25 protein-coding genes are annotated in these 23,294 nt (G+C 67.5%); 12 read left to right on the top strand and 13 right to left on the bottom strand.

Annotation, left to right across the window (positions count from 1 at the left end; genetic code table 11):
• Positions 1–36: 36 nt before the first annotated feature.
• The gene (locus P1L40_RS02710) at positions 37–852 is read left to right on the top strand and encodes an SDR family NAD(P)-dependent oxidoreductase (RefSeq protein ID WP_284009776.1); all 816 of its coding nucleotides are present in this window, start codon (positions 37–39) and stop codon (positions 850–852) included.
• On the opposite strand, the gene P1L40_RS02705 is transcribed toward P1L40_RS02710, so the two are convergent.
• The 7 genes from P1L40_RS02705 to mct form a co-directional block, all read right to left on the bottom strand.
• Positions 849–1,940, bottom strand: a complete 1,092-nt coding sequence (locus P1L40_RS02705; RefSeq protein ID WP_284009775.1) for an ArsA family ATPase — start codon at positions 1,938–1,940, stop codon at positions 849–851. The genes P1L40_RS02710 and P1L40_RS02705 overlap by 4 nt on opposite strands.
• A 50-nt stretch (positions 1,941–1,990) precedes the next feature.
• Positions 1,991–2,152 carry a DUF7563 family protein gene (locus tag P1L40_RS02700; RefSeq protein ID WP_284009774.1) on the bottom strand — a complete coding sequence of 54 codons (162 nt, stop codon included), beginning with the start codon at positions 2,150–2,152 and terminating at the stop codon, positions 1,991–1,993.
• A gap of 86 nt (positions 2,153–2,238) precedes the next feature.
• Positions 2,239–4,686 (bottom strand): ATP-dependent DNA helicase, encoded by a 2,448-nt coding sequence (locus tag P1L40_RS02695; RefSeq protein ID WP_284009773.1) that lies wholly within the window; start codon positions 4,684–4,686, stop codon positions 2,239–2,241.
• A gap of 190 nt (positions 4,687–4,876) precedes the next feature.
• The gene (locus P1L40_RS02690) at positions 4,877–5,224 is read right to left on the bottom strand and encodes a DUF7344 domain-containing protein (RefSeq protein WP_284009772.1); all 348 of its coding nucleotides are present in this window, start codon (positions 5,222–5,224) and stop codon (positions 4,877–4,879) included.
• A 65-nt stretch (positions 5,225–5,289) separates the two neighbouring features.
• Entirely contained in the window at positions 5,290–5,949 is a 660-nt protein-coding gene (locus P1L40_RS02685; RefSeq protein WP_284009771.1) for a helix-turn-helix domain-containing protein, read from the bottom strand.
• Between the two features lie 66 nt (positions 5,950–6,015).
• On the bottom strand, positions 6,016–6,936 hold the full coding sequence (locus tag P1L40_RS02680) for a sodium:calcium antiporter (RefSeq protein WP_284009770.1): 921 nt from the start codon (positions 6,934–6,936) through the stop codon (positions 6,016–6,018).
• A gap of 60 nt (positions 6,937–6,996) precedes the next feature.
• Positions 6,997–8,187, bottom strand: a complete 1,191-nt coding sequence (gene mct / locus P1L40_RS02675) for a succinyl-CoA:mesaconate CoA-transferase (protein ID WP_284009769.1) — start codon at positions 8,185–8,187, stop codon at positions 6,997–6,999.
• A 121-nt stretch (positions 8,188–8,308) separates the two neighbouring features.
• Here mct and glmS point away from each other — a divergent pair, with 121 nt between their 5' ends.
• From glmS to P1L40_RS02630, 9 genes are all read left to right on the top strand, one after another.
• Positions 8,309–8,749 (top strand): methylaspartate mutase subunit S, encoded by a 441-nt coding sequence (gene glmS, locus P1L40_RS02670; protein ID WP_284009768.1) that lies wholly within the window; start codon positions 8,309–8,311, stop codon positions 8,747–8,749.
• A gap of 3 nt (positions 8,750–8,752) precedes the next feature.
• Positions 8,753–10,198 (top strand): methylaspartate mutase subunit E, encoded by a 1,446-nt coding sequence (locus P1L40_RS02665; protein WP_284009767.1) that lies wholly within the window; start codon positions 8,753–8,755, stop codon positions 10,196–10,198.
• Positions 10,188–11,510, top strand: a complete 1,323-nt coding sequence (locus tag P1L40_RS02660) for a methylaspartate ammonia-lyase (RefSeq protein WP_284009766.1) — start codon at positions 10,188–10,190, stop codon at positions 11,508–11,510. The genes P1L40_RS02665 and P1L40_RS02660 overlap by 11 nt, the downstream gene beginning before the upstream one ends.
• A complete protein-coding gene (gene mch, locus P1L40_RS02655) occupies positions 11,507–12,643 on the top strand; it encodes a 2-methylfumaryl-CoA hydratase (RefSeq protein ID WP_284009765.1) in 1,137 nt (378 codons plus the stop codon). The genes P1L40_RS02660 and mch overlap by 4 nt, the downstream gene beginning before the upstream one ends.
• The gene (gene citE, locus P1L40_RS02650) at positions 12,640–13,686 is read left to right on the top strand and encodes an L-malyl-CoA/beta-methylmalyl-CoA lyase (RefSeq protein ID WP_284009764.1); all 1,047 of its coding nucleotides are present in this window, start codon (positions 12,640–12,642) and stop codon (positions 13,684–13,686) included. The genes mch and citE overlap by 4 nt, the downstream gene beginning before the upstream one ends.
• A 41-nt stretch (positions 13,687–13,727) precedes the next feature.
• A complete protein-coding gene (locus P1L40_RS02645; RefSeq protein ID WP_284009763.1) occupies positions 13,728–14,720 on the top strand; it encodes an ABC transporter ATP-binding protein in 993 nt (330 codons plus the stop codon).
• Positions 14,713–15,498, top strand: coding sequence for an ABC transporter permease (locus tag P1L40_RS02640; protein ID WP_284009762.1), 786 nt, complete (start codon positions 14,713–14,715; stop codon positions 15,496–15,498). Before P1L40_RS02645 ends, P1L40_RS02640 begins: the two co-directional genes overlap by 8 nt.
• A gap of 102 nt (positions 15,499–15,600) precedes the next feature.
• Positions 15,601–15,933: a 2Fe-2S iron-sulfur cluster-binding protein gene (locus tag P1L40_RS02635; protein WP_284009761.1), complete on the top strand. Its 333-nt coding sequence runs from the start codon at positions 15,601–15,603 to the stop codon at positions 15,931–15,933.
• 199 nt (positions 15,934–16,132) lie between these two features.
• Positions 16,133–16,735, top strand: a complete 603-nt coding sequence (locus P1L40_RS02630) for a DUF7110 family protein (RefSeq protein ID WP_284009760.1) — start codon at positions 16,133–16,135, stop codon at positions 16,733–16,735.
• Between the two features lie 109 nt (positions 16,736–16,844).
• Here the strand turns inward: P1L40_RS02630 and P1L40_RS02625 are convergent, their stop codons facing one another.
• The gene (locus P1L40_RS02625) at positions 16,845–17,462 is read right to left on the bottom strand and encodes a stage II sporulation protein M (protein ID WP_284009759.1); all 618 of its coding nucleotides are present in this window, start codon (positions 17,460–17,462) and stop codon (positions 16,845–16,847) included.
• Between the two features lie 130 nt (positions 17,463–17,592).
• On the opposite strand from P1L40_RS02625, the gene P1L40_RS02620 reads away from it, so the two are divergent.
• A complete protein-coding gene (locus P1L40_RS02620; RefSeq protein WP_284009758.1) occupies positions 17,593–18,570 on the top strand; it encodes a phosphoadenosine phosphosulfate reductase family protein in 978 nt (325 codons plus the stop codon).
• Positions 18,571–18,607: 37 nt separating this feature from the next.
• Here P1L40_RS02620 and P1L40_RS02615 read toward each other — a convergent pair whose 3' ends face one another.
• From P1L40_RS02615 to P1L40_RS02605, 3 genes are all read right to left on the bottom strand, one after another.
• Positions 18,608–19,324, bottom strand: coding sequence for a type 1 glutamine amidotransferase (locus tag P1L40_RS02615; RefSeq protein WP_284009757.1), 717 nt, complete (start codon positions 19,322–19,324; stop codon positions 18,608–18,610).
• Positions 19,325–19,421: 97 nt separating this feature from the next.
• Positions 19,422–20,555: a glutamate--cysteine ligase family protein gene (locus P1L40_RS02610; protein WP_284009756.1), complete on the bottom strand. Its 1,134-nt coding sequence runs from the start codon at positions 20,553–20,555 to the stop codon at positions 19,422–19,424.
• A 545-nt stretch (positions 20,556–21,100) separates the two neighbouring features.
• The gene (locus P1L40_RS02605; protein WP_284009755.1) at positions 21,101–22,045 is read right to left on the bottom strand and encodes a beta propeller repeat protein; all 945 of its coding nucleotides are present in this window, start codon (positions 22,043–22,045) and stop codon (positions 21,101–21,103) included.
• Positions 22,046–22,195: 150 nt separating this feature from the next.
• Here P1L40_RS02605 and P1L40_RS02600 point away from each other — a divergent pair, with 150 nt between their 5' ends.
• Positions 22,196–22,318 (top strand): hypothetical protein, encoded by a 123-nt coding sequence (locus tag P1L40_RS02600; protein WP_284009754.1) that lies wholly within the window; start codon positions 22,196–22,198, stop codon positions 22,316–22,318.
• Positions 22,319–22,422: 104 nt separating this feature from the next.
• Here the strand turns inward: P1L40_RS02600 and P1L40_RS02595 are convergent, their stop codons facing one another.
• Positions 22,423–22,971: a type IV pilin domain-containing protein gene (locus P1L40_RS02595; RefSeq protein WP_284009753.1), complete on the bottom strand. Its 549-nt coding sequence runs from the start codon at positions 22,969–22,971 to the stop codon at positions 22,423–22,425.
• A 59-nt stretch (positions 22,972–23,030) separates the two neighbouring features.
• Positions 23,031–23,231: a hypothetical protein gene (locus P1L40_RS02590; RefSeq protein ID WP_284009752.1), complete on the bottom strand. Its 201-nt coding sequence runs from the start codon at positions 23,229–23,231 to the stop codon at positions 23,031–23,033.
• Between the last annotated feature and the right edge of the window lie 63 nt (positions 23,232–23,294).

Here is a 23,294-nt window from a genome sequence, read left to right as displayed (position 1 = left end):
GCTTAACTGCCCCCGGCGTGTTCCCCCGGACAGACAATGGCGAAGACGGTGCTGATCACGGGTGCGTCCGCGGCGGTCGGGGCGGCGACGGCCGAGGCGTTCCTCGCCGACGACTGGACCGTGTGGGCGACCGCCCCCGACGAGGACGAGATCGTCGACCTGGCCGACCAGGGCTGTGAGACGGCGGAACTGGACGTGACCAACGCCCGCGAGTGCGAGCGTGTGGTCGAGGAACTGATCGACGACACCGGCCGACTGGACTGTCTGGTCAACGCGGCCTCGCTCTCCCGGTTCGGTGCCGTCGAGGACATCCCGACCGACCGACTCCACGAGCAGTTCGACGTGACCGTCTACGGCCCCCACCGGCTGATCCGCGAGGCGCTGCCCCACATGCGGGCCCGAGAGAACGGAACCGTCGTCAACGTCTCCAGTATCACGGGGCGGCTCTCGACGCCCGGACGTGGCGCCGACGCCGCGGCGAAGTTCGCACTCGAAGGGTTGAGCGACGCGCTCCGCGTCGAAGCGGACTCGTTCGATGTCGACGTGGTCGTGGTCGAACCGGGACCGATCCGTGACGGCGAGCAGCCCGCCGAAGACGAACCCGAGAGCGCCAGCGGCGCCTACGACTGGCTCTACCGCGCTCGGGAGGACTCCCGGCTGACCGGTGTGCAGGACGCACTGGGTGTCACGCCCGGCACCGTCGCGCTCGCCATCCGCGACGCCGCGAACAACAGCGATCCGGCGCCGCGCTATCCGGTCGGCGAGGGAGCGAAAGTCCTCCTGCTCGCCGACTACGTCCCGGAGCGCTGGCGCGACACCGCCTTCGGCGTGCTCCGACAGTTGATGGGCTAGTCGAGGCAGGCGCTGACGACGTTGAGCAGACGTTCGCCCCGGACTTCCTCGGCGAACAGCGGGATCCGGCGCACGTCGTGACCCTGGAACAGTTCCTGTGAGCGCGCCAGCGCCCGCTGTTGTACGTCCCAGCGGCGCGCACAGAACGAACACTCGGCGTGGTTCGGCCCCGGGATGTCGACGGCCTCGCCCAGCACCTCGCTCGGGTCTTGCATCACGCGGTTGACGACGACGGTACTGACCGGGACGCCGTACTCGTCGAGCCGGCCGAGCAGCCGCTCGGACTCGACCACGGAGAGTTCCTCGGGGACCATCACGACCCGGAAGTCAGTCTGTGTGGGGTCACGGAGGATGGCACGCAGGTGTTCGATACGGTCGCTCAGCTCCCGCAGATCTTCGATGCCCTGCTCGGCGTCGACCTCCTCGTCGCCGCCGAACATCCCGGTGAGGTTCCCGAGCATGCCGGAGAACCGCTCGCGTAGCTCCAGGATCTTCCCGACCATCGAGTCCATCGTCTCGGGCAGTTCCAGCAGGCGGAGCGTGTGGCCGGTCGGTGCGGTGTCGATGACGACCCGATCGAAGCGGTCGTCGTCGACGTAGTCCAGCAGGAGTCGCATCGCCGCGGCCTCGTCGGCGCCCGGCATCGACCCGCCGAGCAGGCCGCCCTCGCCGCCGATCACGTCCTCGTCCGGTCCGCCCGCTGGCCCGCCGCTCCCGGCACCGCCCATCGGCCCGTCGCCACCGAGTAGCTGTCCGAGGCCGCCCAGCGCGTCGTCGTCCATCCCGAGCGGTCCCTCGCCGACGGCGGCTTCGGGGTCGATCTCGGCGCCGTACAGCGGGATGTCCTCGCGGATGCGTGTCGGCGTCGGCGGGATGTCCGTCTCCAGCGTGTCCGAAAGCGAGTGTGCGGGGTCCGTCGAGACGACGAGCGTGGCGGTGTCGTCGCGGGCGGAGGCAAGCGCCGTGGCGGCCGCACACGTCGTCTTCCCGACACCGCCCTTGCCGCCGTAGAGGACGTACTCGGCAGCGTCGACGCCGGTCGGCGCGTCGATACTGTCGACAGCCTCGACATCGAGTTCGTGGTCCATGGCCAAGGGTGGCACTGCTGGCCTTGAGTATGTCCCGAAAACAGACCGCGTTATTGCCTGGAGGAGCGGGCTTCGCGGACTTCGGCGCCGTCCCGGAGTTTGTCCTCGCAGTTGGGGCAGACACGTGGGCCGTGGGCCTCGTTTGCCTCAGGTGTGAACACCCGTACGTACTGCTCAGTCACGAACTCACCGCAATTCTGACACTCGGGCATCTCGTTGTAAACTTTCCTCAAAGACCATATGTTTTCTGTTGCCCGCGACATGCTCCGATTCAGCGACAGGTGTCGAACTGCCCGGCTCACTGCCGGTCGCTCCAGAACGCGTCGAGTTGCCCCGCGAGGAACTCCGGGGTCATCCGCGTGAACTCCTCGCGTTCCCCGGCCGGGAGGTATGGAAACACCGAGTGGCGCGCGTCGGGGGTGTATCGCCGGCCGACGAACGCGCGCACACCGACTTCCTCGGTCCCGCGGATGACCCGGCCGATGGCCTGTCTGGCCCGCCGGACCGCCGGTACCGTCAGCGCGTACTCGAAGGCGTTGTCCTCGCCGAAGGCGTCGCCGTAGGCCCGCTGGACCGCTCGAACGCGGGGCGAGCCGATGTTGACGAGCGGGACGCCGACGACCGCACAGGTCGACAGTTTCGCCCCGTCGTAGTCGACGCCCTCGGTCAGGGTCCCGCGAGTGGAGGTGACCAGGACCTTCTCCTCGCCGCGGAAGAACTGCTGTTTGCGCTGTTCGGTCGCCTCGTTGCTCGAGGCCTGGTCGATCAGGACCGGTTTCTCGACGGCGTCGTCGAGGTAGGCCCCCGCCCAGGCGGCTTCCCGGTAGTTGGGCATCGCGATCATGACGTTGCCCGGCGAGCGGGCGAGCGCTCGTAACGCCTGTGCGTACTCGTCGCGGGTCCGGTTCCAGTTCTCGCCAAGCGGCTCCATGTCCTCGGGGTCGCCGCGGTTGCGGGCCGTGAACGGCCGTGCGTCGACGAGATACGACGCCCGGTTCTCCGGCGGGAAGGGGAGGTCGTACGTGGTCGAGCGGACCGGGCGGGCGTCGTCCTCGGTATCGTCGTCCCGTTGGGTGCCCGCTGCCAGCGCGTCCAGTCCCGAGACCCGGGTGAACACGTCCAGCGGTTCCAGGGTGGCACTCATCAGGACGCCACTGCCCAGGCCATCGAACACCTCCCGCAGTGCCGTCGCCGGCATGCAGTTGTAACAGAGCAGTCCGGGCGTGTAGGCGGCCTCGTAGTCGGCGTCGGTCTGCCGGCGCTCGGCCGGCGAGTGTTCGAGTTCGATCTCGCGCAGGAACGTCGAGTGGTCCCGCTCCCACCACTGACCGGCCAGGACGCCGACGGCCGCACAGACCGGATCGCGCGCCAGCCCAAGCTGGTCGATGGCGTCCTCGACGGCCGTGCCGACCTGGGCCAGCGTCCGCCAGACGCCGCCGTCGTACCCCTTTTGCTCGGCCCACTCGGTGAGTTCGTCCCGTTCGACAGCGTCGGGGTCCCGAAGGGGGATCTCGCGGTCCCGCTCGGGCAACAGTTCGGGATTCGCACGCCAGCCCTCGTGTTCGGCGTCCAGGAACGACTCCACGCGGTCGTCGAGCCACCGAAGCAGGTCGTCGTAGAACTTCCGGGCCTGGTCGACCGCGTCCAGCGGGACCTCCCGGGCCGAGAGCACGTCCCTGACCTGCTCCTTGCGGTCGGCGCTCTGCTGTGCGCGCTGGACGAGCAGGTTACAGTCGTTGCGGGCCTGCGTGATCGTCTGTTTGCCCAGTCGGTCCGACAGCAGGTCCCGGACCCGCTCTTCGAGGCGGTGGGCCTCGTCGACGACGACGAACGTCGAGTCGTCGAGCACGCCGGACAACAGCGGGCGCGAGCCGGGGTCGAACAGGTGGTTGTAGTTCCCGACGACCACGTCCGCCTGGTCCAGCATGACGCTCATCACCCGATGCGGGCAGGTCCCGCGCTCGACGGCCGCCGGCAGGTAGTCCTCGATGGTGACGACGTTCTCCGGCCCGGCCGAGAAGTCCACCGGCGACCCCTTGTCCCGGGCGTACCAGTCGGCCTCGAACGGGCAGTACAGCGGCGGGTCGTCGCCGTCGGCCATCGACTCCGGGGCGGTGGGCTGGCTGGGACGGTACGGCGAGGCGGCCCCGGCCGTCGCCAGCGTGTCCTCGCCCAGGGTCGTCTGGCTGACGGCGTCCGGCCGCGCGGCGGCCGCCAGGTCCTGGCCCAGCCGGGGGTCCCACCACTGCTCCTCGTCGTCGATCTCGGCGTCGATCGCGGTCTCGGCGACCGCCGCCTCGCTCCCGTGTCCGTCGTCCTCGACCAGTCGTGCAGTCGCCTCCCGCAGGTCCTCACAGCGGTCGTGGGTGCTCGTGTCCTCGGGGAACTTCCCTTCGCGGCCGTACGGGCAGAGGTCCCGCTTGCCGACCAGTGCGATCCCGTCCAGCGGCTCCTCGACCCCGGCGTTGAGCGTCCGCAGGTCGTCGACGAACTGCTTCAGTTGCTGTTTGACCGGCGTGACGACGAGAATCCGGTCGTATAGCTCCGTCTCGCGGACGAGGTGAGCGCCGGCGGTCAGGGCTGCCATCGTCTTGCCCGTGCCACAGGGGCCTTCCATCGCCAGGAAGCCCCGCGATTTGCCGGCCTCGATCGCGCGCTCGACGGCGTCGGCCTGATTGGCGTACGGCTCCGGGAAGCCGAAGTATTCGCGCCAGGGCTCGTCGCCGGTCGGGGCCGTCTCTCGCATCGGAACGGGGTTGGGCGTCGTCCTATTTGAACCGCGGGGTTCGATAGCGACGGGGGTAACCACGTACCGGCTCTGTCTCCGGAGACAACTGCGCTGTCTTGCCTCGGACAGCGACTACCCGACTGCTTCGGTCGCGTGCGGCGGTGCGTTCGCTCGACGGAATCGCTTCGGAACGCCGGGAGGCCGTCACTCACTGACCGGGACCCGAAACCCACTCGTCGGGCAGTTCGTCCCGATGGTCGGAGAGCAACTGGAGCAGTGGCGCGATCTCTCCCCACTCCGGCCCTTTCGAGACGGCACCCGCCTCGCGGTCCCACTCGATAACGCCCATCCCAGCGAGCTTCGGAAGGTGGCAGTGGTCGAGTTTGACGTGGACGGCCTCGGGATCGTCGCTGCCTTCTCCGTCGCTCAGGAGCGTCAGCGGGTGGAGGTGCTCGTCGCTCTGTAAGTTTTGGTCGAACAGCGCGAACAACAGCCGTCTGCGATACGGGTTCGCGAGTGCCTCGAACACGTGATCGCCGGCCAGCCGGTTGCTCATGCCTGGCCGTACGAACATCGGCTCAAAACTATGTTTTATTGACCAGTCAACCCTTTTTTCCATCGCTACTCCCGTTCCGCTCCCGACGACAGGAGGACGCCGGTAAGCACCTTCTCGTTAGCGCGACGGATCCGGTCCGAGAGCGCCTGTCGGGTGATGTCGAGTTCGGCTGCTAACTCGTCGAGGCTCGCTTCGCTCGGTGTCTCGAAGTAGCCGCTCCGGAGAGCGAGCATGAGTGCTTCGCGTTGTTCCGGCGAGAGGTCGAACCGATGGCCGTGTCCGGTGGTCTCACTCAACGTATAGGTACGATCGATGTGGACGGGGATGTCGTGTTCGATGATGTAGTTGTGGAACGCGGAGAGCTTCTCGTGGTCCGGAAACCGTAGCCGGAACGACCAGTCTTCGTTACCGTGTGCTTCGAGGACCACCGCATCCGCTCTGGAGATCCCTTCGAGCAGGTCGATCGGTGGTTCCTCCCACTCGATCCGATACAGCCGACTCTCGCCGATACGGTCCAGTTCGAGAAACTCGCGGACACTGGCGTGAGACCGAACCATCTCTGCAAACGCTGTCTGGCTCTCACCGGTAGCCCACACGAAGGGCATGATCATGTCCCCGGTCGGGACTATCCGTTCGAGTTCGATCCGTATATCGGGGGCTCCGGACAGCACGTTACCGAGCGGGAAGTCCGTCGCCGGGATCGAGAGCTCCAAAACAACACTCATCCCGGTCCTATTGGCGTGCTGTTAGAATAGCTGTTTCTCCCCCGTTCGATCCGGAGAGCGGCGTCGTCACAAAACGACGAAACTCGGGAGATAGAGAAGCAGACAGACCACGGCGGCCCGGCGGTCGATGCCGCGGCGCCAGTAGAACAGCCCGAGGACGGCGATAGAGGCGGCGAGCATGTAGCCCAGCGACGGGCGGATCGCGGCGGGGTCGGCGACGACCACGTCGAAAAACACCGCTCCGATACCCAGCGAGAAGACCGGGTCGGTGATGTTGCTCCCGAGGATCGACCCAACGGAGATGCCGCTGCGGCCCTCGTAGGCGGCGATCCCGGCGATGACGATCTCCGGCATCGTCGTCCCGAGCCCGGTCAGCAGGCCCACGAGAAACTCCGGCGTCCCGAACAGTCGTGCGAGGGCGACGCCGTTGGTGACCATCAGTTGCCCGCCCACGACCACGAGCGCGAGGCCGCCGACGATCCAGGGGAGCGTTTCGCGTGGCGTCCGTGGCTCTTCGATGACCTCCTCGGTGATCTCCTCGCCGCCCTCGTTGGTGTACAGCGTGTAGATGAACTGGACGTACGCCAGCATCATGAGCAGCCCCTCCGAACGGTTGATGACGCCGTCCTCCAGGGTGAGGATCATGATGATCATCGCCAGGATCATCGCGGTCCCGTAGACCAGCACGGACCGGCGCTCGACGACGAAGGGGGCGACGAAGGCGACGACGGCGATCGCGAGCGTGATCTGAGCGGTCTCCGAGCCGACGATGTTGCCGACGACGAGGTCGCCGGCGCCGTAGTAGGCGGCGTAGATCGAGGTGGCCATCTCCGGGACCGAGGTCCCGACGGAGACGACCGTGACGCCGATGAAAAAGGGCGAGACGCCGTAGTACAGCGCTAGATCGCCGGCCGAGGTGACGGCCCGGTCGGCGCCGCCGACGAGCGCCGCTAACCCGACCAGGAACAGCGCGACCTCGACGAGCATCGGTGGAGCGACGCCCGGCGACGGTAAAAGTAGTCGGCCGAAGTGACCCGGCAACGGCGGTTAATCGTCGCTTTCGGCCGCCGACCGGTCGTTTCCGGTGGCGGGGCCTTCCAGCAGTTCTGCCCGGTGTTCGTCCAGTTTCGGTGCCCGGCCGCGGGGACGGGGGTTCGTCTCGGTCATCTTGATCGGACTGCCGGCGACTGTCATCTCCTCGTCGGTGCCCGGCTGTGACACGTCGGCCAGCATCTCCCGTGCGTGGACGTGTGGGTCGTCGAAGATGTCGGCGGTCGTCTGGACCGGGGCGGCCGGGACGCGACCGTCCAGCAGGTCGACGATCGCGTCGGTGTCGTGTGTGCGTGTCCACTCGGCGATGGCCGCCCGGAGTTTCTCGCGGTGCGCGCGCCGTGAGGCGGCGTCGGGGTAATCGGCAGCGAGAGCAGGCCGGTCAATCGCCTCACACAGCGTCTGCCAGTGACCGTCCGAGAACGCCGCGATCACGGCGTAGCCGTCGGCCGTCTCGAAGGCGTCGTACGGGAACAGCGTCGGGTGGGAGTTGCCCTGCCGTGTCGGGGCCTCCCCGTCACAGGAGTACTGATAGACGGTCCGCTCACAGAGCGAGACCATCGCGTCGTACATCGCGGTGTCGACGTACTGCCCGTCGCCGGTCCGTTCGCGGTGGTGGACCGCTGCGAGGATGCCGACGGCGTTGAGGGCGGCGGTGAAGATGTCGCCCACCCCCGGCCCGACCTTCGTCGGCGGCCCGTCTTCCTGGCCGGTGATCTCCATGACGCCGCCCAGCGCCTGCGCGATGAGGTCGAAGGAGGGCTGACCCTGGCGCTCGGTCTCGCCCGTGCGCGGGTCGCCGAAGCCACGGATCGAGGAGTAGATCAGCTGCGGGTTGTGTTCCCGCAACGTCTCGTATCCACAGTCGAACCGCCCCATCGTCCCGGCTTTGAAGTTCTCCACGACGACATCCGCCCGTTCGACGAGCGAGAGGAAGGCTGTGCGGTCCTCGTCGGTCCGCAGGTCCAGCTCCAGCGAGCGCTTGCCGCGGTTGACACTCTGGAAGTAGCCGCCGTAGGCCTCGGAGTCGGCGTCCTCGACGTACGGCGGGTTCGACCGGATCAGATCGCCACCCGGTCGCTCGACCTTTACCACGTCCGCGCCCATGTCCGCGAGCAGCATCGTACAGTACGGTCCGGCTAGGACCTGCGTCAGGTCGAGCACCCGCAGGTCGGCAAGCGCACCCATGAACGAGGCGAGGCGGGTAGCTGTGATAAATCTTGGTGATAAATCATTATAGATTGTTTAAGGGCATTTTATCATTATAGACCATTAAGTTTATTTCCTCCCCTCCACCACCTCCGAGTACATGCCCCGGACCGTCATCCTCGGCGTGATTGGCTCCGACGCACACGTCGTCGGTATCACGATTCTCGAGCAGGCGCTTTCGGCCGCTGGCTTCGAGGTCGTCAACCTCGGCGTCCAGACTTCACAGGCCGAGTTCGTCGACGCTGCGAAAGCGCACGACGCCGAGGCTGTACTGGTCTCCTCGCTGTACGGGCACGCCCGGCAGGACTGTGAGGGCTTCCACGACCGCCTCGACGCGGCCGGACTCGATGTCTGGACCTACGTCGGCGGCAACCTCGCGGTCGGCCAGGACGACTTCGAGGAGACTCGGCGGACGTTCCGCGGGATGGGCTTCGACCGGGTCTTCGACGCCGAGACCGACCCCGAGGAGGCCATCGCGGCGCTCCGGCAGGATCTGGAGCTGACGACGGCCGAGACAGACCGCGTCAGCGTCGAGGGCTGATCGATGCCCACAGACAGCCGGCTCGCAGCCGACGAGCTACAGCGCATCGCATCGGAGTTGCGGGACAACTGGCACACCGGTCGGCAGGTCGACTTCGAGGAGGCGGTCGCCTTCCACGAGTCCCTGCCGCCCGAAAAGCGGTTCGCCCGTGTGCTGGAGTCGGCCGACCAGCCGCTCCTCCAGCCACGCGCCGGCGTCCCCTGTCTGGAGGACCAGATCTCGCTGCTCGAGTACCTCCACGAGGAGGGCAGCGCCGACCTGCTCCCGACGACCATCGACTCCTACACCCGTGACAACGAGTACGAGAAGGCCGAAGAGGGGCTCGCGGCCTCCCGCAACGGCGAGGCCGACGAACTCAACGGCTTCCCCGCGGTCAACCACGGCGTCGAGGACTGCCGGCGGCTCGTCCGGGCGCTCGACGCGCCCATCGAGGTCCGCCACGGGACGCCGGACGCGCGACTGCTGGCGATGGTCACCCTCGCCGGCGGGTTCCAGTCCTTCGAGGGTGGCCCCATCTCGTACAACATCCCCTACACCAAACGGCACGACCTGGCGACGACCATCGAGCACTGGCAGTTCGTCGACCGGCTCTGTGGCGCCTACACAGAGCGCGGGGTGACGATAAACCGCGAGCCGTTCGGCCCGCTGACCGGGACCCTGGTCCCGCCGTGTATCGCCATCGCGGTCATGCTGATCGAGGGGAAACTCGCGGCCACACAGGGTGTTCGCTCGCTGACGCTGGGCTACGGCCAGGTCGGCAACCTCGTCCAGGACGTGGCCGCGCTGCGAGCCCTGCGCTCGCTGGGCGAGGCGTACTTCCCCGACGCCGTGACGGTCACCACCGTCTTCCACGAGTGGATGGGCGGGTTCCCGCCCGACGAGGCCCGGGCCAGCGGCGTGATCGGTCTGGGTGGCGCTACGGCCGCCGTTGCACAGCCTGACAAGGTCATCACGAAGTCCCCCCAGGAGTTCCAGGGGGTGCCGACCAAGGAGGCCAACGCGGCCGGCCTCCGCACGACACGACAGCTCATCGACATGCTCATCGAACAGGAGATCGACCTCGGCGGTATCGACGACGAACAGCGGCTCATCGAGCGGGCGACCCGCGCGCTCGTGGACGCCGTCTCCGAGGCCGGCGACGGCGACGTGGCAAAGGGAGTGATCCGCGCCTTCGACTCCGGTGCGCTTGACGTGCCCTTCGCGCCCAGTGACGCGGCACGGGGTGCGGTCCTGCCGGCCCGTGACGACGACGGCCGAGTCCGCATCTTCGAGTTCGGCGACCTGGCGCTGCCCGAGGAACTCAAGGAGATGCACGCGGCCAGGTTGGGCGAGCGCGCCGAGACGGAGGGTCGGGACCAGTCGTTCCGGATGGTCGCAGACGACGTAGACGCGATCAGCGACGGCCGTCTCATCGGACGGCCCCGAGGAGGTGCCGGCGATGCGGATTGAGGCTGTCCGCGCCGTGCCCGGCCTCTCCGGGTTCTTCTTCGACGACCAGCGCGCGATCAAGGACGGCGCCACCCAGACGGGGTTCGACTACGAGGGTCAGCCGACGACCGCCGGGTTCGACCGCATCCGGGAGGCCGGCGAGTCCCTGCTCGTCGAACTCGAACTGGCCGACGGCTCCGTCGTCACGGGCGACTGCGCGGCGGTCCAGTACTCCGGGGCCGGGGGCCGTGACCCGCTCTTTCGGGCGACTGAGTACCGCCCCGTCGTCGAGGGCGCCGTCGCCGACGAACTCCGAGGCCGAGACGCGACGATGTTCCGCCAGAACGCGACTGTCGTCGAGGGACTGGACCCGGTCCGCTCCGAGGGCGACCAGCTCCACACCGCGGTGCGCTACGGCGTCTCCCAGGCCCTGCTGAACGCCGCCGCTCGGGCGACCGGCCAGACGCCCGCCGGCGTGGTCTCGTCGGCCTACCGGACCGAGATGGCCGCCACACCGGTGCCGGTGTTCGGGCAGTCCGGCGACGAGCGCCACACGAACGCCGAGAAGATGCTCGTCAAGCGCGTCCCCGTCCTCCCGCACGGCCTGTTCAACAGCGTCGAGAAGGTCGGGACCGACGGCGAACGGCTCCGGGAGTACGTCACCTGGCTCCGCGAGCGGACCGAGGAGCTGGGGCCGGCGTCCTACGCTCCGCGCTTCCATCTCGACGTGTACGGCATCCTCGGGGAGGTGTTCGGCCCGCCCTACGACCGGGCCGAGGTCGTCGACTACTTCGAATCGCTGCGGGCGGCCGCGGCGCCGTACCCGCTCCAGATCGAGGGACCGATGGACGCCGGCGACCGCGCGGAGCAGATCCGACAGATGGCCCAACTCCGCGACGGACTGGCCGATGCGGGCGTCGACGTGGACATCGTCGCCGACGAGTGGTGCAACACTTTCGAGGACGTTCGTGCGTTCGTCGACGTCGGTGCGGCCGACGTGGTCCAGATCAAGACGCCGGACCTGGGGGGTATCCACCGCTCGGCCGAAGCGGTGCTGTACTGCGAGGGGACCGACACCCGGGCGTATCTGGGCGGCACCTGCAACGAGACGGCCACCTCCGCGCGGGCCTGTGCGAACGTCGCGCTGGCGACCGACGCCGCCCAGGTGCTCGCAAAGCCCGGGATGGGGTTCGACGAGGGGTTCATGATCGTGACCAACGAGATGCGCCGGACACTGGCCCGGACGGGCGACGATACTGCCGATAGCGAACACGCCGACGGCCCTCGTAGCGGGACCCGCCGGACCGCCTCGGACGGGGGGACCCGGCGATGACCGACTGGAGCGAGGCCGACGCCGTCGACCTCTCGGACGCGGAGACGTTCGAGACGCTCCTGGACCGCGCCCGGACCCGGGAGAAGGGGCACTACTTCGACTTCTTCGACCCGGGCGACGAACTGACTCACGACCCCGGCCTGGTGCTCTCGCAGTCGGGCAGCGAGGACTGGATGGGCCAGACACTCAACCACGACCCGGCCTACTGGCGCCCGGACCGGGCCCGTAACCAGGGGTTCGAGACCGTTCCAGTCCACCCCGACTACGTCCTCGCCTGCGTGATGGGAGTGACCGTCGAGGACCTCTCGGAGAAGGGCGGCTACTTCCTTGGCCGGGACGACGTGACGATCCACCGGACGCCGACGCCTGGGACGGAACTGGCGGTCACCTCGACCGTCGTCGAGACGACTGCGTCGTCCTCCCGGCCAGCCTACGGCATCGTCACCTGGGAGACGGTCGGTCGGGACCGCGAGACCGGCGACCGTCTGGTCAGCTACGAGCGGACCAACATGATCCCACGCCGCGAGCCGACCGCGACGGACGGGGGCGGGGCCGTCGCCGACTCGGCGGACGGCGAGGACACCGACGGGACGGACGCCAGCGACCGAGACGCCGGCGACGACCCCAACGGTCCGACCGTCCCCGAGACACTCGTCGCCCCCGAGGGCGACTACTTCGAGGACTTCCGGGCCGCGCTCGACCGGGCGGAGGCCGACGGCGCCGCGGTCGCCTACGCCCACGAGCGCGGCCGGACGATGGACGAGGCCCTCGTCTCCGGGCTCCCCCTGTCGACGCTCAACACCGCCCGGCAACACCACAACCGCGACGTGATGGCCGACTCGCCGTCCGGTGACATCGTGGCCTACGGCGACGTGACCCGCTCCATCGCGCTGGCACACGCCCGCTCGGACGAGGCGACCTACCGCGAGTGGCGCTACGACGAGGAACGGTTCCACGACTTCGTCACGCTGGGTGACACGATCTACGGGTTCACCCGCGTCCTCGACTGTGACGCCGAGGTCGGCCCCGAGCGGGCCGGCGCGGTCACCTTCGAACACGTCGCGTACAACCAGCACCGCACCCCGGTCTACAGCGGCCGGCGAACCGCCCTCGTCCAGCGACACGACCCATGACAGCCACACGACTCTGCCGCACGTTCCAGACCGCGCCCGCTGCCGTCCCCCGCGACGACAGCGCGAAGTTCCTCGTCTCCGGGCTCACGAGCGAGGGGTTCCAGACCCCCGACTGGCTCGTCCCCGACATCGAAGACGGCACCGCCCCCTCGATGAAGGCCGAGGCCGTCGACAACGTCGTCGAGCACCTCCCCGAACACGCCCCCGACTTCGCCGGGCGCGTCCTCCCGCGCGTGGAGTGGGCCTACGACGACGCGACCTTCCGCGAGCGGGGCCGCGAGCAGATCGATCGCCTCGCGACCGAGGTTGGCGACCACCTCGACGGGTTCGTCGTCCCGAAGGTCGGGCGGCTCGACGACGTGCGCGACGCCGCGGGCGCGATCGCCGAGGCGGAACGCGACGCCGGCCTGGCGGACGGCGTGCTCGATATGGCGATCATCTTAGAGACTGCGCCGGCCCGCTCTGACCTGCGGGAGATCTGTGCGTTCGCGGCCGACTCGCGGCTGTCGGCACTCGTGTTCGGCCCGGTCGACTACACCGCCGAACTCGGTGGCCGCGCGCTCGACGGCGAGCGCCCGCGCTGGGACGGCCTGCTGGAAGCGCTCTCGAACGAGACCAGCGCCGCGGGCGTCGCCGCGATCGGCGGCCCGTTCGACCAACTATTCTGTGAGCGCGCCGGCGTCACCTACTACAACGCCGCGGGGTACGCCGACCAGGTCGAACACGAGGCGACCATCGGTATCGACGGCTCGTGGTCGCTCCACCCCAAACAGACCTCCCAGGCCAACCGCATCCACATGCCCCGGACCGACGAACTCACCGAGGCCCTGGGGAAGGTCGAGGCGTTCAACGAGGCCAAACGCGAGGGGACCGGCGCCGTCGTCGTCGACGGCCAGATGGTCGACGAGGCGACCTACAAGAACTTCGCCAACACCGTCGAGACTGTTCGGGCGGTCGACGAGACACACCCGACACAGACCGCCCAGTACTACGAGGCGGGGCTGCTGGAGCGGGCGCTGTCGGTCGAGTTACGCTTCAACTGAGCGGGACCAACCTCAAGCCCGTCCGGGCCCGACGGGACGGTATGAACGCCATCGAGGTCGACGGGCTGACCAGACGCTACGGCGATCTGGTCGCCGTCGACGCGGTGTCGCTGTCGGTCTCCGAGGGCGAGATCCTCGGCTTGCTCGGCCCCAACGGCGCCGGCAAGTCCACGCTCGTCAACACGCTCTGTACACTCCTTCGACCGAGCGAGGGCAGCGCCCGCGTCGCCGGCTACGACGTGGCGACCGACCCGGACGCCGTCCGCTCGAACATCGGCGTCGTCTTCCAGGAACCGGCCCTGGACGAGGAACTGACCGGGATCGAGAACCTCCGGTTTCACGCGCGGCTCTACGGGATCGGCGGCGAGTACCGCCGCGAGCGGGTTCGGACGGTCCTCGATCTGGTCGACCTCGCCGAGGACGCCGACAAGCGCGTCGGCGAGTACTCCGGGGGGATGGCCCGCCGGCTGGAACTCGCGCGCGGCCTGCTCCACGAGCCCGCGGTCCTCTTTCTGGACGAACCCACCGTCGGACTCGACGCCGGCACCCGAAAGACGGTGCGGGAGTACATCGACCGGCTCAACCGCGACGCGGGCGTCACCGTGGTGCTGACGACCCACTACATGGAGGAGGCCGACGCCCTCTGTGACCGGGTGGCGATCGTCGACGACGGAAGCGTGGTCGCGCTGGACGCTCCCGAGGCGTTGAAGGCCGATCTGGGCGGCGACGTGATCAGGCTGGGGACCGACCGCCCCGGGGCCGTCGCCGAGGTACTCCAGGGGGAGCCGTGGGTCCGGTCGCTGACCGACCACAGCGACGGGCTCGACATCGGTGTCGACGACGGCGCACGCCGCGTCGCGGCAGTGGTCACCGCCGCTAGCGAGGTGGCCGCGGTGACGACCGTCTCGGTCGATCGGCCGACCCTGGAGCGGGTCTTCCTCTCGCTGACCGGCCGGACGGTCACCGAGGCCGAAACGGGGGCCGAGGACGGCCAGCGGCCGGCGCCGACAGCGCGGGGTGGCGGCGATGACTGAGGAGAGCCGACTCCGCCGAGAGGCGGTCGCCGTCTACGGGCTCTGGCGGCGGGACCTCGTGCGGTTCTGGCGGGCCAAGAGCCGCGTCGTCGGGCTGTTGCTCGGCCCCTTCTTCATCCTCGTCTTTTTCGGCTTCGGCTTCCGTGACGTGCAGTTCGGCTCGATCCCACCGGGCGTGAGCTATCTGGAGTATCTCGTCCCCGGGATTCTCGGGTTCACGATGCTCTTTTCGGCGTCGTTCACGGGCCTGGCGGTGCTCTCGGACCGGGAGGTCGGCTTCCTGAAGGAGATCCTGGTCGCGCCGGTCAGCCGCACCGGGATCGTCGTCGGCCGGATCGCCGGCGGTGCGACGACGACGCTGTTGCAGTCGCTGCTCATCCTCGTGCTGGCGCTCCCGCTGGGGTTCCGACCGGCCTCCGTGACCGGCGTCGCCATCGCCGTCGCCTTCCTCGTGCTCGTGGCCGCGACGTTCATCGGGATGGGGCTGGCGATCGCCTCGCAGTTCAAGGACACCCAGGGGTACAACCTCATCGTCAACTTCGCGCTGTTTCCGCTGGCGTTCCTCTCGGGGGCGTTCTACCCGCTGGGGAACCTCCCGGCGCCGTTGCGGGTCGTCGGCTATCTGAACCCGCTGACCTACGGTGTCGACGGCCTCCGCGGTGCGCTGGTGGGCGTCTCCCAGCGGTCGCTGGCGCTGGACTTCGCGGCGATGGTCGTCGCCAGCGTCCTGATGGTCCTCCTGGGGGCGGCGCTGTTTCGGCGCGTCGAGGCGGTCTGATCGTCGGAACAGCCAGTGTATTGCCACCCGGTCCGTGCCGGGGCGGGAACTGCGGCGGACGACCGATAAAGAGTTTTGTCCCGGGGTTCCGAACGCCCGTTCATGACCGATTACACCGTCGAGTTCGCGGGGACGGGCGAGGAGATCACCGTCTCCGACACGGAGACGATCCTCTCGCGGTGCCTGGAGGAAGGCATCGCACAGGAGTACTCCTGCCGCGTGGGGATGTGTCTGGCCTGTTCGGCCGAGATTCTGGAGGGCGAGGTGGTCCAGCCCGCCGCCCGGGGGCTCACAGCGGAAGAACGGGAGTCGTACGCGCTGACGTGTATGGCGCGTCCGGCGTCGGACCTCGTCCTGGATCGCGGCGAGTATCCGCCCAGTATCGAAGCGGCCGGTGTGACAGACGATACCGAGCCCGCCGCTGCCGACGATTAACTGGCCGAACGTCACGGTTTGGTCGCCTTTCGCTGTGTAAGCGGCGGTTACTCGGACGATAACCAGTGTATTCGTGTAGTTCCGTTCCGCCGCTGTCGGCCGAATGGCGAAGGACAGATGATATAAGCGAGTGTCCCGTACATCAGGGTGACTGTAGCGTCAGCGGACGGCCGTCGACCACCGACACACGTTCCCAACTATGACCAGCCGCGTATACAGACTTCATTCGACACTCGAACTGCCACTCGAAGACGCCTACGATTTCTTCGAGGACCCAGATCTTCCGCCCGCAGTCGCTGACGTTGACATCACTCGGCGGAACAACACGCTCATCGTCAGTGCTGTCGCCGACGACGACAGCATGAGCAAGTACACTCCGACTGCACAGCTCAAAGCGAGCGTCACGGAGAACCGAGTCTACGAGGAAGACCCCGACGAGATGGGACCACCCGGCGCCGCGAGCACCGGGAGCGCCGGCGGTGGACCACAGTGGGGAGCACTCGAAGAGGAAGAAGAAGAGATCGAATCCGAACTCGTCGAGTACGCCTGCTTCAAGGGGGACCGGGAGACGGTGCTCCAGAACACCGCACTCCAGTACGAGATGTTCGAGGTCCTCTGTGAGGTCGCCAAGATCGCCGAGAAGGGGACGCTGACCGCGATCGCTGCCGTCGACGAGGAACTGGAAGCGGTCCGGATCGTCGACGGCGAGGAGCGGCCCGCCGTCATCAACGTCGCGGAAGAACCCCGCGACGACGAGGAGAAAGACGGCGTCAACTGGCGCGACAACGAGTTCATCAACTGATCGCTTCACGGTCGATTCCCCGCTGTACTGCTGTCTGGCGGTTCCTCCACGACGCTCCGTGCAACAGCGCCCGCTGTCGGACGCGGTCGTGATCGAACTTCCCGCTGACCTACGCTGACGGGAGTCCCGACAGGGACCCGTCGGCGACGCGTTCGGCGATGGCTAGTGTGACGTTGGCCTCGATGTAGGCGGCGACTAGCACGAGCACACAGGCGACGCCGACGAGCCAGCCCGCCTCTCGCAGCGCCTGTTCGGTGACCAACCGGTCTTCCGTGCCGCGGAGGTATCGGACGGTCAGGCGGCCAAAGCGGAGTCCGATCGCGGCGACGATCAGCAGTGCCGGAATCTCGACGATCCCGTGGGGGAGCAACAACGCGAGGATCACCATGGAGGGTAACTCCTGACCGGCGAGGCCGACGACGACGCCGATGAGCAGCCCGTTCAACACGAGACCGAGCACCGTGACGAGCCCGAGCGAGACGGCCCCAAGCAGCATGACCCCCATCGCGGTCAGGTTGTTCACGGCGATCGAGACCGTCGTGATCTCCGACGGGAGAAACGGGTTCGATCCGGCGTCGCTCCCGGCGGGCAGTGAGTCGACCGGAATCGCGTCGCCCAGGAGGAACCCTACCAGCGTACTCAGACCCAGGATCAACGCGGCGACGGGGACGTACAGCGCCAGCCACCGCCGGGCGATCCCGCGAAGCGACGATGGGGGGCCGATCATTCGTCTCGACGGACGGCCGTGAACGGCTTTAATTCCGGGGCGACAGTGCCGCACCGAGTGTGGTTCCGGTTCACACACCTGTCGGCGGAACACAAAATACTTACAGCTTCTAATTACATCTCATTACACGATGTCAGAGACAGCCGAGTTCCCCGATTACCTCGATGTCGACTACAGCGACGGCGAGGGCGAGACGCCCGAAGACTACCCGACGGTCAACCACAAGATCGAGAAGGCGATCGAAGTCACGAAGCAGGGTCTCGAAGAGTACGAGAACCCCGTCGTGATGTGGACGGGTGGCAAGGACTCGACGCTGACGCTGTACTTCGTCAAGGAAGTGGCGGACCGCTTCGACCTGGAGGTTCCGCCGGTCGTCTTCATCGACCACTACCAGCACTTCGACGAACTCATCGACTTTACCAAGCACTGGGCCGACGAGTGGGACCTCGACGTGATCTGGGCGCGCAACACGAACGTCGGCGACTACGTCGACGAGAACGGTCTCGAACCCGGTGACGACATCCCGGTCGACGAACTCTCCGAGCACAACCAGCACCACATCCGGAACATCCTCGAATACGAGGAGGACACGTTCCCGTTCCTGCTCGACACCTACGTCGGCAACCACCTCCTGAAGACGGTGGCGCTCAACGACACCATCGAGGAGCACGATGTCGACGGTATCCTCTCGGGGATCCGCTGGGACGAACAGGAGTCCCGCGCCGACGAGACGTTCTTCTCGCCGCGGCACGATCCGGACATCTACCCGCCCCACGACCGCATCCAGCCGATCCTGCAGTTCGCCGAGGCCGACGTGTGGGAGGCGTTCTGGAACTTCGTCGTGCCCGACACTGTCGAGGGCTACCCCGACGAGGGCTACGTCCCGCAGGGGCAGGACGACCTGCCCGAGGGCATCGAGAAGGAAGACGTGCCCGTCTCGCCGAAGTACTTCGCCGGCTTCCGCTCGCTGGGCAGCGAGGTCAGCACGGACAAGTCCGCCGAAGAACCCGCGTGGCTCCAGGACATGGAGAACACGACCGAACGCGCCGGCCGCGCCCAGGACAAAGAGGACCTGATGGAGCGCCTGCGCGATCTGGGCTACATGTGAGGCCGGTCCGGATCTGACTGTCGAACCCCGTCGGCGCTCAGTCGGCGCGGTCGGACGCCGAAACCACCCGTTCCGGGGTGTGTTCCGCGACGTACGCCAGAAAGTTGTCGAACAGCTGTTTCGCCTCGCAGGCGTCCCGGTAGTTCTCTCCGGTGATCCCCTCTAGGACCGCCCCGATCCGCTCGTCGGACAGTTCGTCTTTCCCCTCGGTCACGTTCCGGGCGGTCTCAGTGTCGTACTCGGGGTGGAACTGGACGGCGAAGACGTGTCCCTTCCGGAAGCCGTGGATACCGTAGTCGTTCCGGGCGAACACCGTCGCTCCCGGAGGCGCTTTCGTGACCTGGTCCGAGTGTGTCGTGAAGACGAGGAAGTCGTCGTCGACGCCGTCGAGCAGCCGGTTCTGGCCGTCCTGCTCGACCGTCCGGTAGCCGATCTCGTACTCGTCCATCGGCTCGACACGGCCCCCGAGGACGTTGGCGAGGAGTTGGTGGCCGTAACAGACCCCCAGAAACGGCAGCCCCGCCTCGATGGCCTCGCCGACCCACTCTTTCAGTCGGCCGATCCAGGGTTCGTCCCAGTAGACCGAGGCCTTCGAGCCGGTGACGACACAGCCGTCGAAGGCGAACGTCTCGGGGAGTTCGCCCGAGGGACAGTGGAACTCGACGAGTTCGGCGTCGAGCTCGCGCCGGAAGTTGCGACGGGTGTCCTCGGCGGCGTGTGCGGCGTTCAACAGCGCGAGCCGTGTCCGGGCCATTGCCCGTCCCTACAGGTTCCCCGCACAAATGGCCCGGTATCCTGTCAGGATTTGCCACGCCGTGGAGCAGGTCACGGCGTCGCTCGATCACCGCGTATCACAGCCCCCCGGACACCTTGTTCGCCGAACCCGAGCGCCGGATGTCACGCTCCAGTCGGTCGGCGTGTTCCAGCCGATGTTCCCGCGCTTCGGTCACCGTGACCGTCTCCTGGTCGATGGCTCCCGAGACGGGGTCGTACGCAGAGAGGTCGAACCCGAAGGCCTTGAGATACGACCGGAGCGCCGGCGAGTCGAGCCCGTCACGGATGGCAGCGTCGGCGTGTTCGACGACCGTCCGGAACGGAGGTAACGTGACAGTGTCGCCGCCCGGACCGACCGCGCCGATGTCGGGCGCGGTCTCCTCGTGTATCACGAGGTCGGTCCCCCGGAGCGCTTCGACGACCGACGCGATGTCGTCGGCCAGCCGGACGACCTGGCTCGGGACAGTCGTATCGGGCGACCGCCACTCGACGGTCCCGAACTCGCCTCGGAGTTGCACCGGGGTCCACACCGCACTCTCGGGGTCGAAGCTCGACTCGACTGCCTCCCTGTCGAGCCCCGCGTCCATGCTCGCCTCCAGAAACGCCTCGTAACAGCGCTCCAGTCGCTCGTCCCACTCGGCGGTGTCCTGGACGTACGGCCAAAGTGTCCCCTGGTTGGGCAGGTCGTCGTAGGCCAGCCAGCGGTAGAGTTTCGACCGGGCGCCGTCGGCGACGATCCGACCGCGGAAGTGCCGGGCGGAGTTGACCAGCGAGAGGGCCGGGTCCAGCGCGATGAGCGTGTTCAGCTGGTCGACCGCCCTGCCGGGGAGCTGCTCGACGTGGATATGTGTCCCCGCACAGTGGCGGACGTACTCGAAGTCGTCCCCGACGACGACGTTCTGGATCCGCGTCCTGTCGCTCGGGAGTTCCCGGATCCCTTCTGCGTGCAGCGGTGTCGCGAGCGGGACCAGGTGCTTGTCGAGTTCGTGAGCACGCTCCAGTACGCGTCGGAGCCGCTCGAACAGTTCTGCCTCAAGCTCCGCGGTCGTCTCGCAGGGTGTCGTCTTCACCTCCAGCATCGGTCGGACGAACTCACGCTCCGCACCCGGCGAGGCGTCGACCAGTCCCTCCGGGTCGACGAGCCGCCCGTCACCGTCTACTACCCAGTATTCAACCTCGATGCTCCGTCGGAGTGGGTCGCTCGATAACACAGTCTGTTGGTTCGGTCGCCGCGAGCACACTGTCCGCTGGGACGTGTGTGTTCCGCCACCTGTCGAGTGCCGTGGCGAGCGGCCACGAGACGGGCGGCGGTCGTTCGTCGGTGACGGCAGCAGTCGGTCGACGGCCTATGATGTCGCTGTCGAGGTGCCTACCATGAGATATCGTAGCACGGACCTCGAACAAGAAACCTTCGACTAAGTGGGATAGAATACCTTATATCCCACGTTATTCGAGCAGAAACACCTCGATATAGGTATCGTGTGTCGTCAGTGGATAAAGAACGGCCAGTTCCGGTCGGTGTTCGCCTCGTCATCGCGAGTCGGGCGCGGAGCCTTTGCTGGTCGGCCCGTGTCGTCCAGTGCGGTCGTGCTCACCCGGCCGTCGTGGGCTCTCCCCCTGTCACACACTGCGACGTTCAACTCGCTCTCTGTCGGTTTCGATGGTGCGAACGACAGCCCTCCAGTTGTTCGACGTCGCTGTCTGTTCGGGCTGTTCCAGCAGGTCGCGACGACGTGAGCCCCACCCCAGAAACGGTTCAGTACTCGATGACGGCCCCGGCAGCACCGACGGCGATGTCCGTGCTCCCGCGGACGACAGACTTGAGATTCTGGCCGGTCGGTGTCGACTCCTGCACCCACTGGCCGTCGTACCGGTAGACCTTCCCGCCGCCGCCGACGGTCAGCCCGGCGTCACCCTCCGTCTCGATGTCACGGAGCGTCGCGTCGCCGGTGTCGGCGGTCCGCCACTCGCTGCCGTTCCAGGTGTAGACGACGCCGCCACCGCCGGAGACGGTCACGTCGTCGGCGCCGTCGGAGTCGACGCCGTGGAAGTTGACGTTGGCGTTCTCGATGCCCAACTGATCGTAGGTAGACCCGTCGTCGGTCGTGAACACCGTCTTGTTACCGTCGACGGCGTGGCCCGAGCGCGAGCCGTGGAAGTCGATGGCGTTGATCGCCGACCCGCTGCCGGGCGTCACCGAATCCCAGGTCCCGGTCGCGCCGTTGTCGAAGCTGGAGTAGATCTTCCCGGAGTCGCCGGCGACGTAGACGTTCGCGTAGTCGGCCATCCCGGTGACGGCCACGTCGTTGAAGTTGTTGGTCACGTCGTTTGGCGCCGAGTAGTCGTTGAAGTTCCCCGTCCGGACGTTGTACTCGCCGATGGCGCCCGAGGAGCCGACGACCCACAACCGCTCCCCGAAGTAGGTCGTTCCGGCTCCGTACAGCGTGTTGCCGTTCCCCGTCGGCCCGCCCTGAACGACGGTCTCCCAGCCGTTGGCCGTCCGTTCGAGGATCGTCCCCGCGGCACCCACTGCGTAGGGGCCGTCGGCGGTCCGGACCACGTCGTACAGTGTCCCGTCCAGCGGGGTCTCGATCGTGTCCCACGTCTCGTTCGCCGATGCGGTCGCCGAGACGGCCGTGCCGGCGGCGAGCGCACCGAGTCCTTTCAGCGCCGTTCGTCGTGTGAATCGTCGGTCTGTCATCGTGCGCTTCCACAAACAGGAGGGGTAGATAAACCAACCGTCCAAACAACGTTAGGTGTGGGAACAGATAACTTGAAATAAATTCACCGGTGTTCCCCGCTATCGGGCGCCCGAACGGGCCGAACCTCCGCTGTGTGGCCGGCGATAGCGGTGGAACCACTCGAACACGTCCGGCGCCAGCCCCCAATCATGTCGAGCGAGTACGACTGGCTCACCCTGGACGATGACGAGAAGATCGTCTGTGCCGGCCAGTCCGCCAGCGAATGTACGTGAACCGGGCGCAGGGGACGACCGACGCCCTCCCCGGGACGCCGGAACAGTGGCAGGCCGTCCGTGACGAGGTCTGGCGGCTCAGGCGGCTGGTCGACCCGGAGTGATCAGGACGCGGTCAGTGTCTGCTCGACGACGACGGCGCCCGAGGGTGTGTGGACGATCCGGACGGTGATCCGGTCGCCGTCGGCGAGCGGACACGCGCCGTTGGTCAGCCGGAAGCGGATCGTGTCGCCGGCGCTGAACTCGGTGTCCCCCGTGGTCGGATCGAGCGCGCCGCCGTCGGGCGAGTAGTCGTCGAAGATGTCGTCGCCCTCGATCTGATCCGGGCTGCCGAAGCCGACGGCGTTGTCCGGCAGGTCGACTAACCGGCCGCGCTTGCCGCAGGCGTCGCTGGCGTCGACGGCGACCTCGATGTTCGCGACCTGGATGGTGTCGCCCGCTTCGTGGGTGATGTTGACGATCTGGTCGGTCCCGCCGGTAACGTCCCGGACGAGCTGGCCGCTCGACTGTGCGACGACCGGCGCCGGCTCGTCGACCTGGCTCGTGAAGCCAAAGGCGACGACCGACACCGTCGAGGCGAGGATGACGACGACGGCGACCAACAGCACGGTCGAGACGACCGGAGAGACCCCTCGTTCGGTGCTTCGTCCCATCTCGATGTGATCCTTGCCGTGAGTTCGTGCGTGGTCTGTGAAAAACGCTCGGACCGGAGTCACGACTCCGAGACTCGGTACCGATCCCCGGACCGTTCCAGGCGTCCCTCCGCAGTCGCCCGCTTGAGCGCGCGGTCGACCTCGCGCTTGTCGACCGTCGTCGCCGACATGAGCGACTCGACCTGTGCTCGCGAACACCACCCGTCGACGGTTCCCGCTTCGACGGCTTCGACGACGCGGGTCGTGATGTCGGTCGGCATCGTCCGACCCTGGGGCCGGGACCCACTTGACGATTCCTTCGACCCCGGCCAACGTTTAGGCAT

Origin of the sequence: Haloarcula pelagica (assembly GCF_030127105.1) — an archaeon.
Lineage (GTDB): Archaea > Halobacteriota > Halobacteria > Halobacteriales > Haloarculaceae > Haloarcula > Haloarcula pelagica.
Note: the sequence above shows the minus strand (reverse complement) of the source record. Positions and strands in the feature narration are given on the sequence as shown.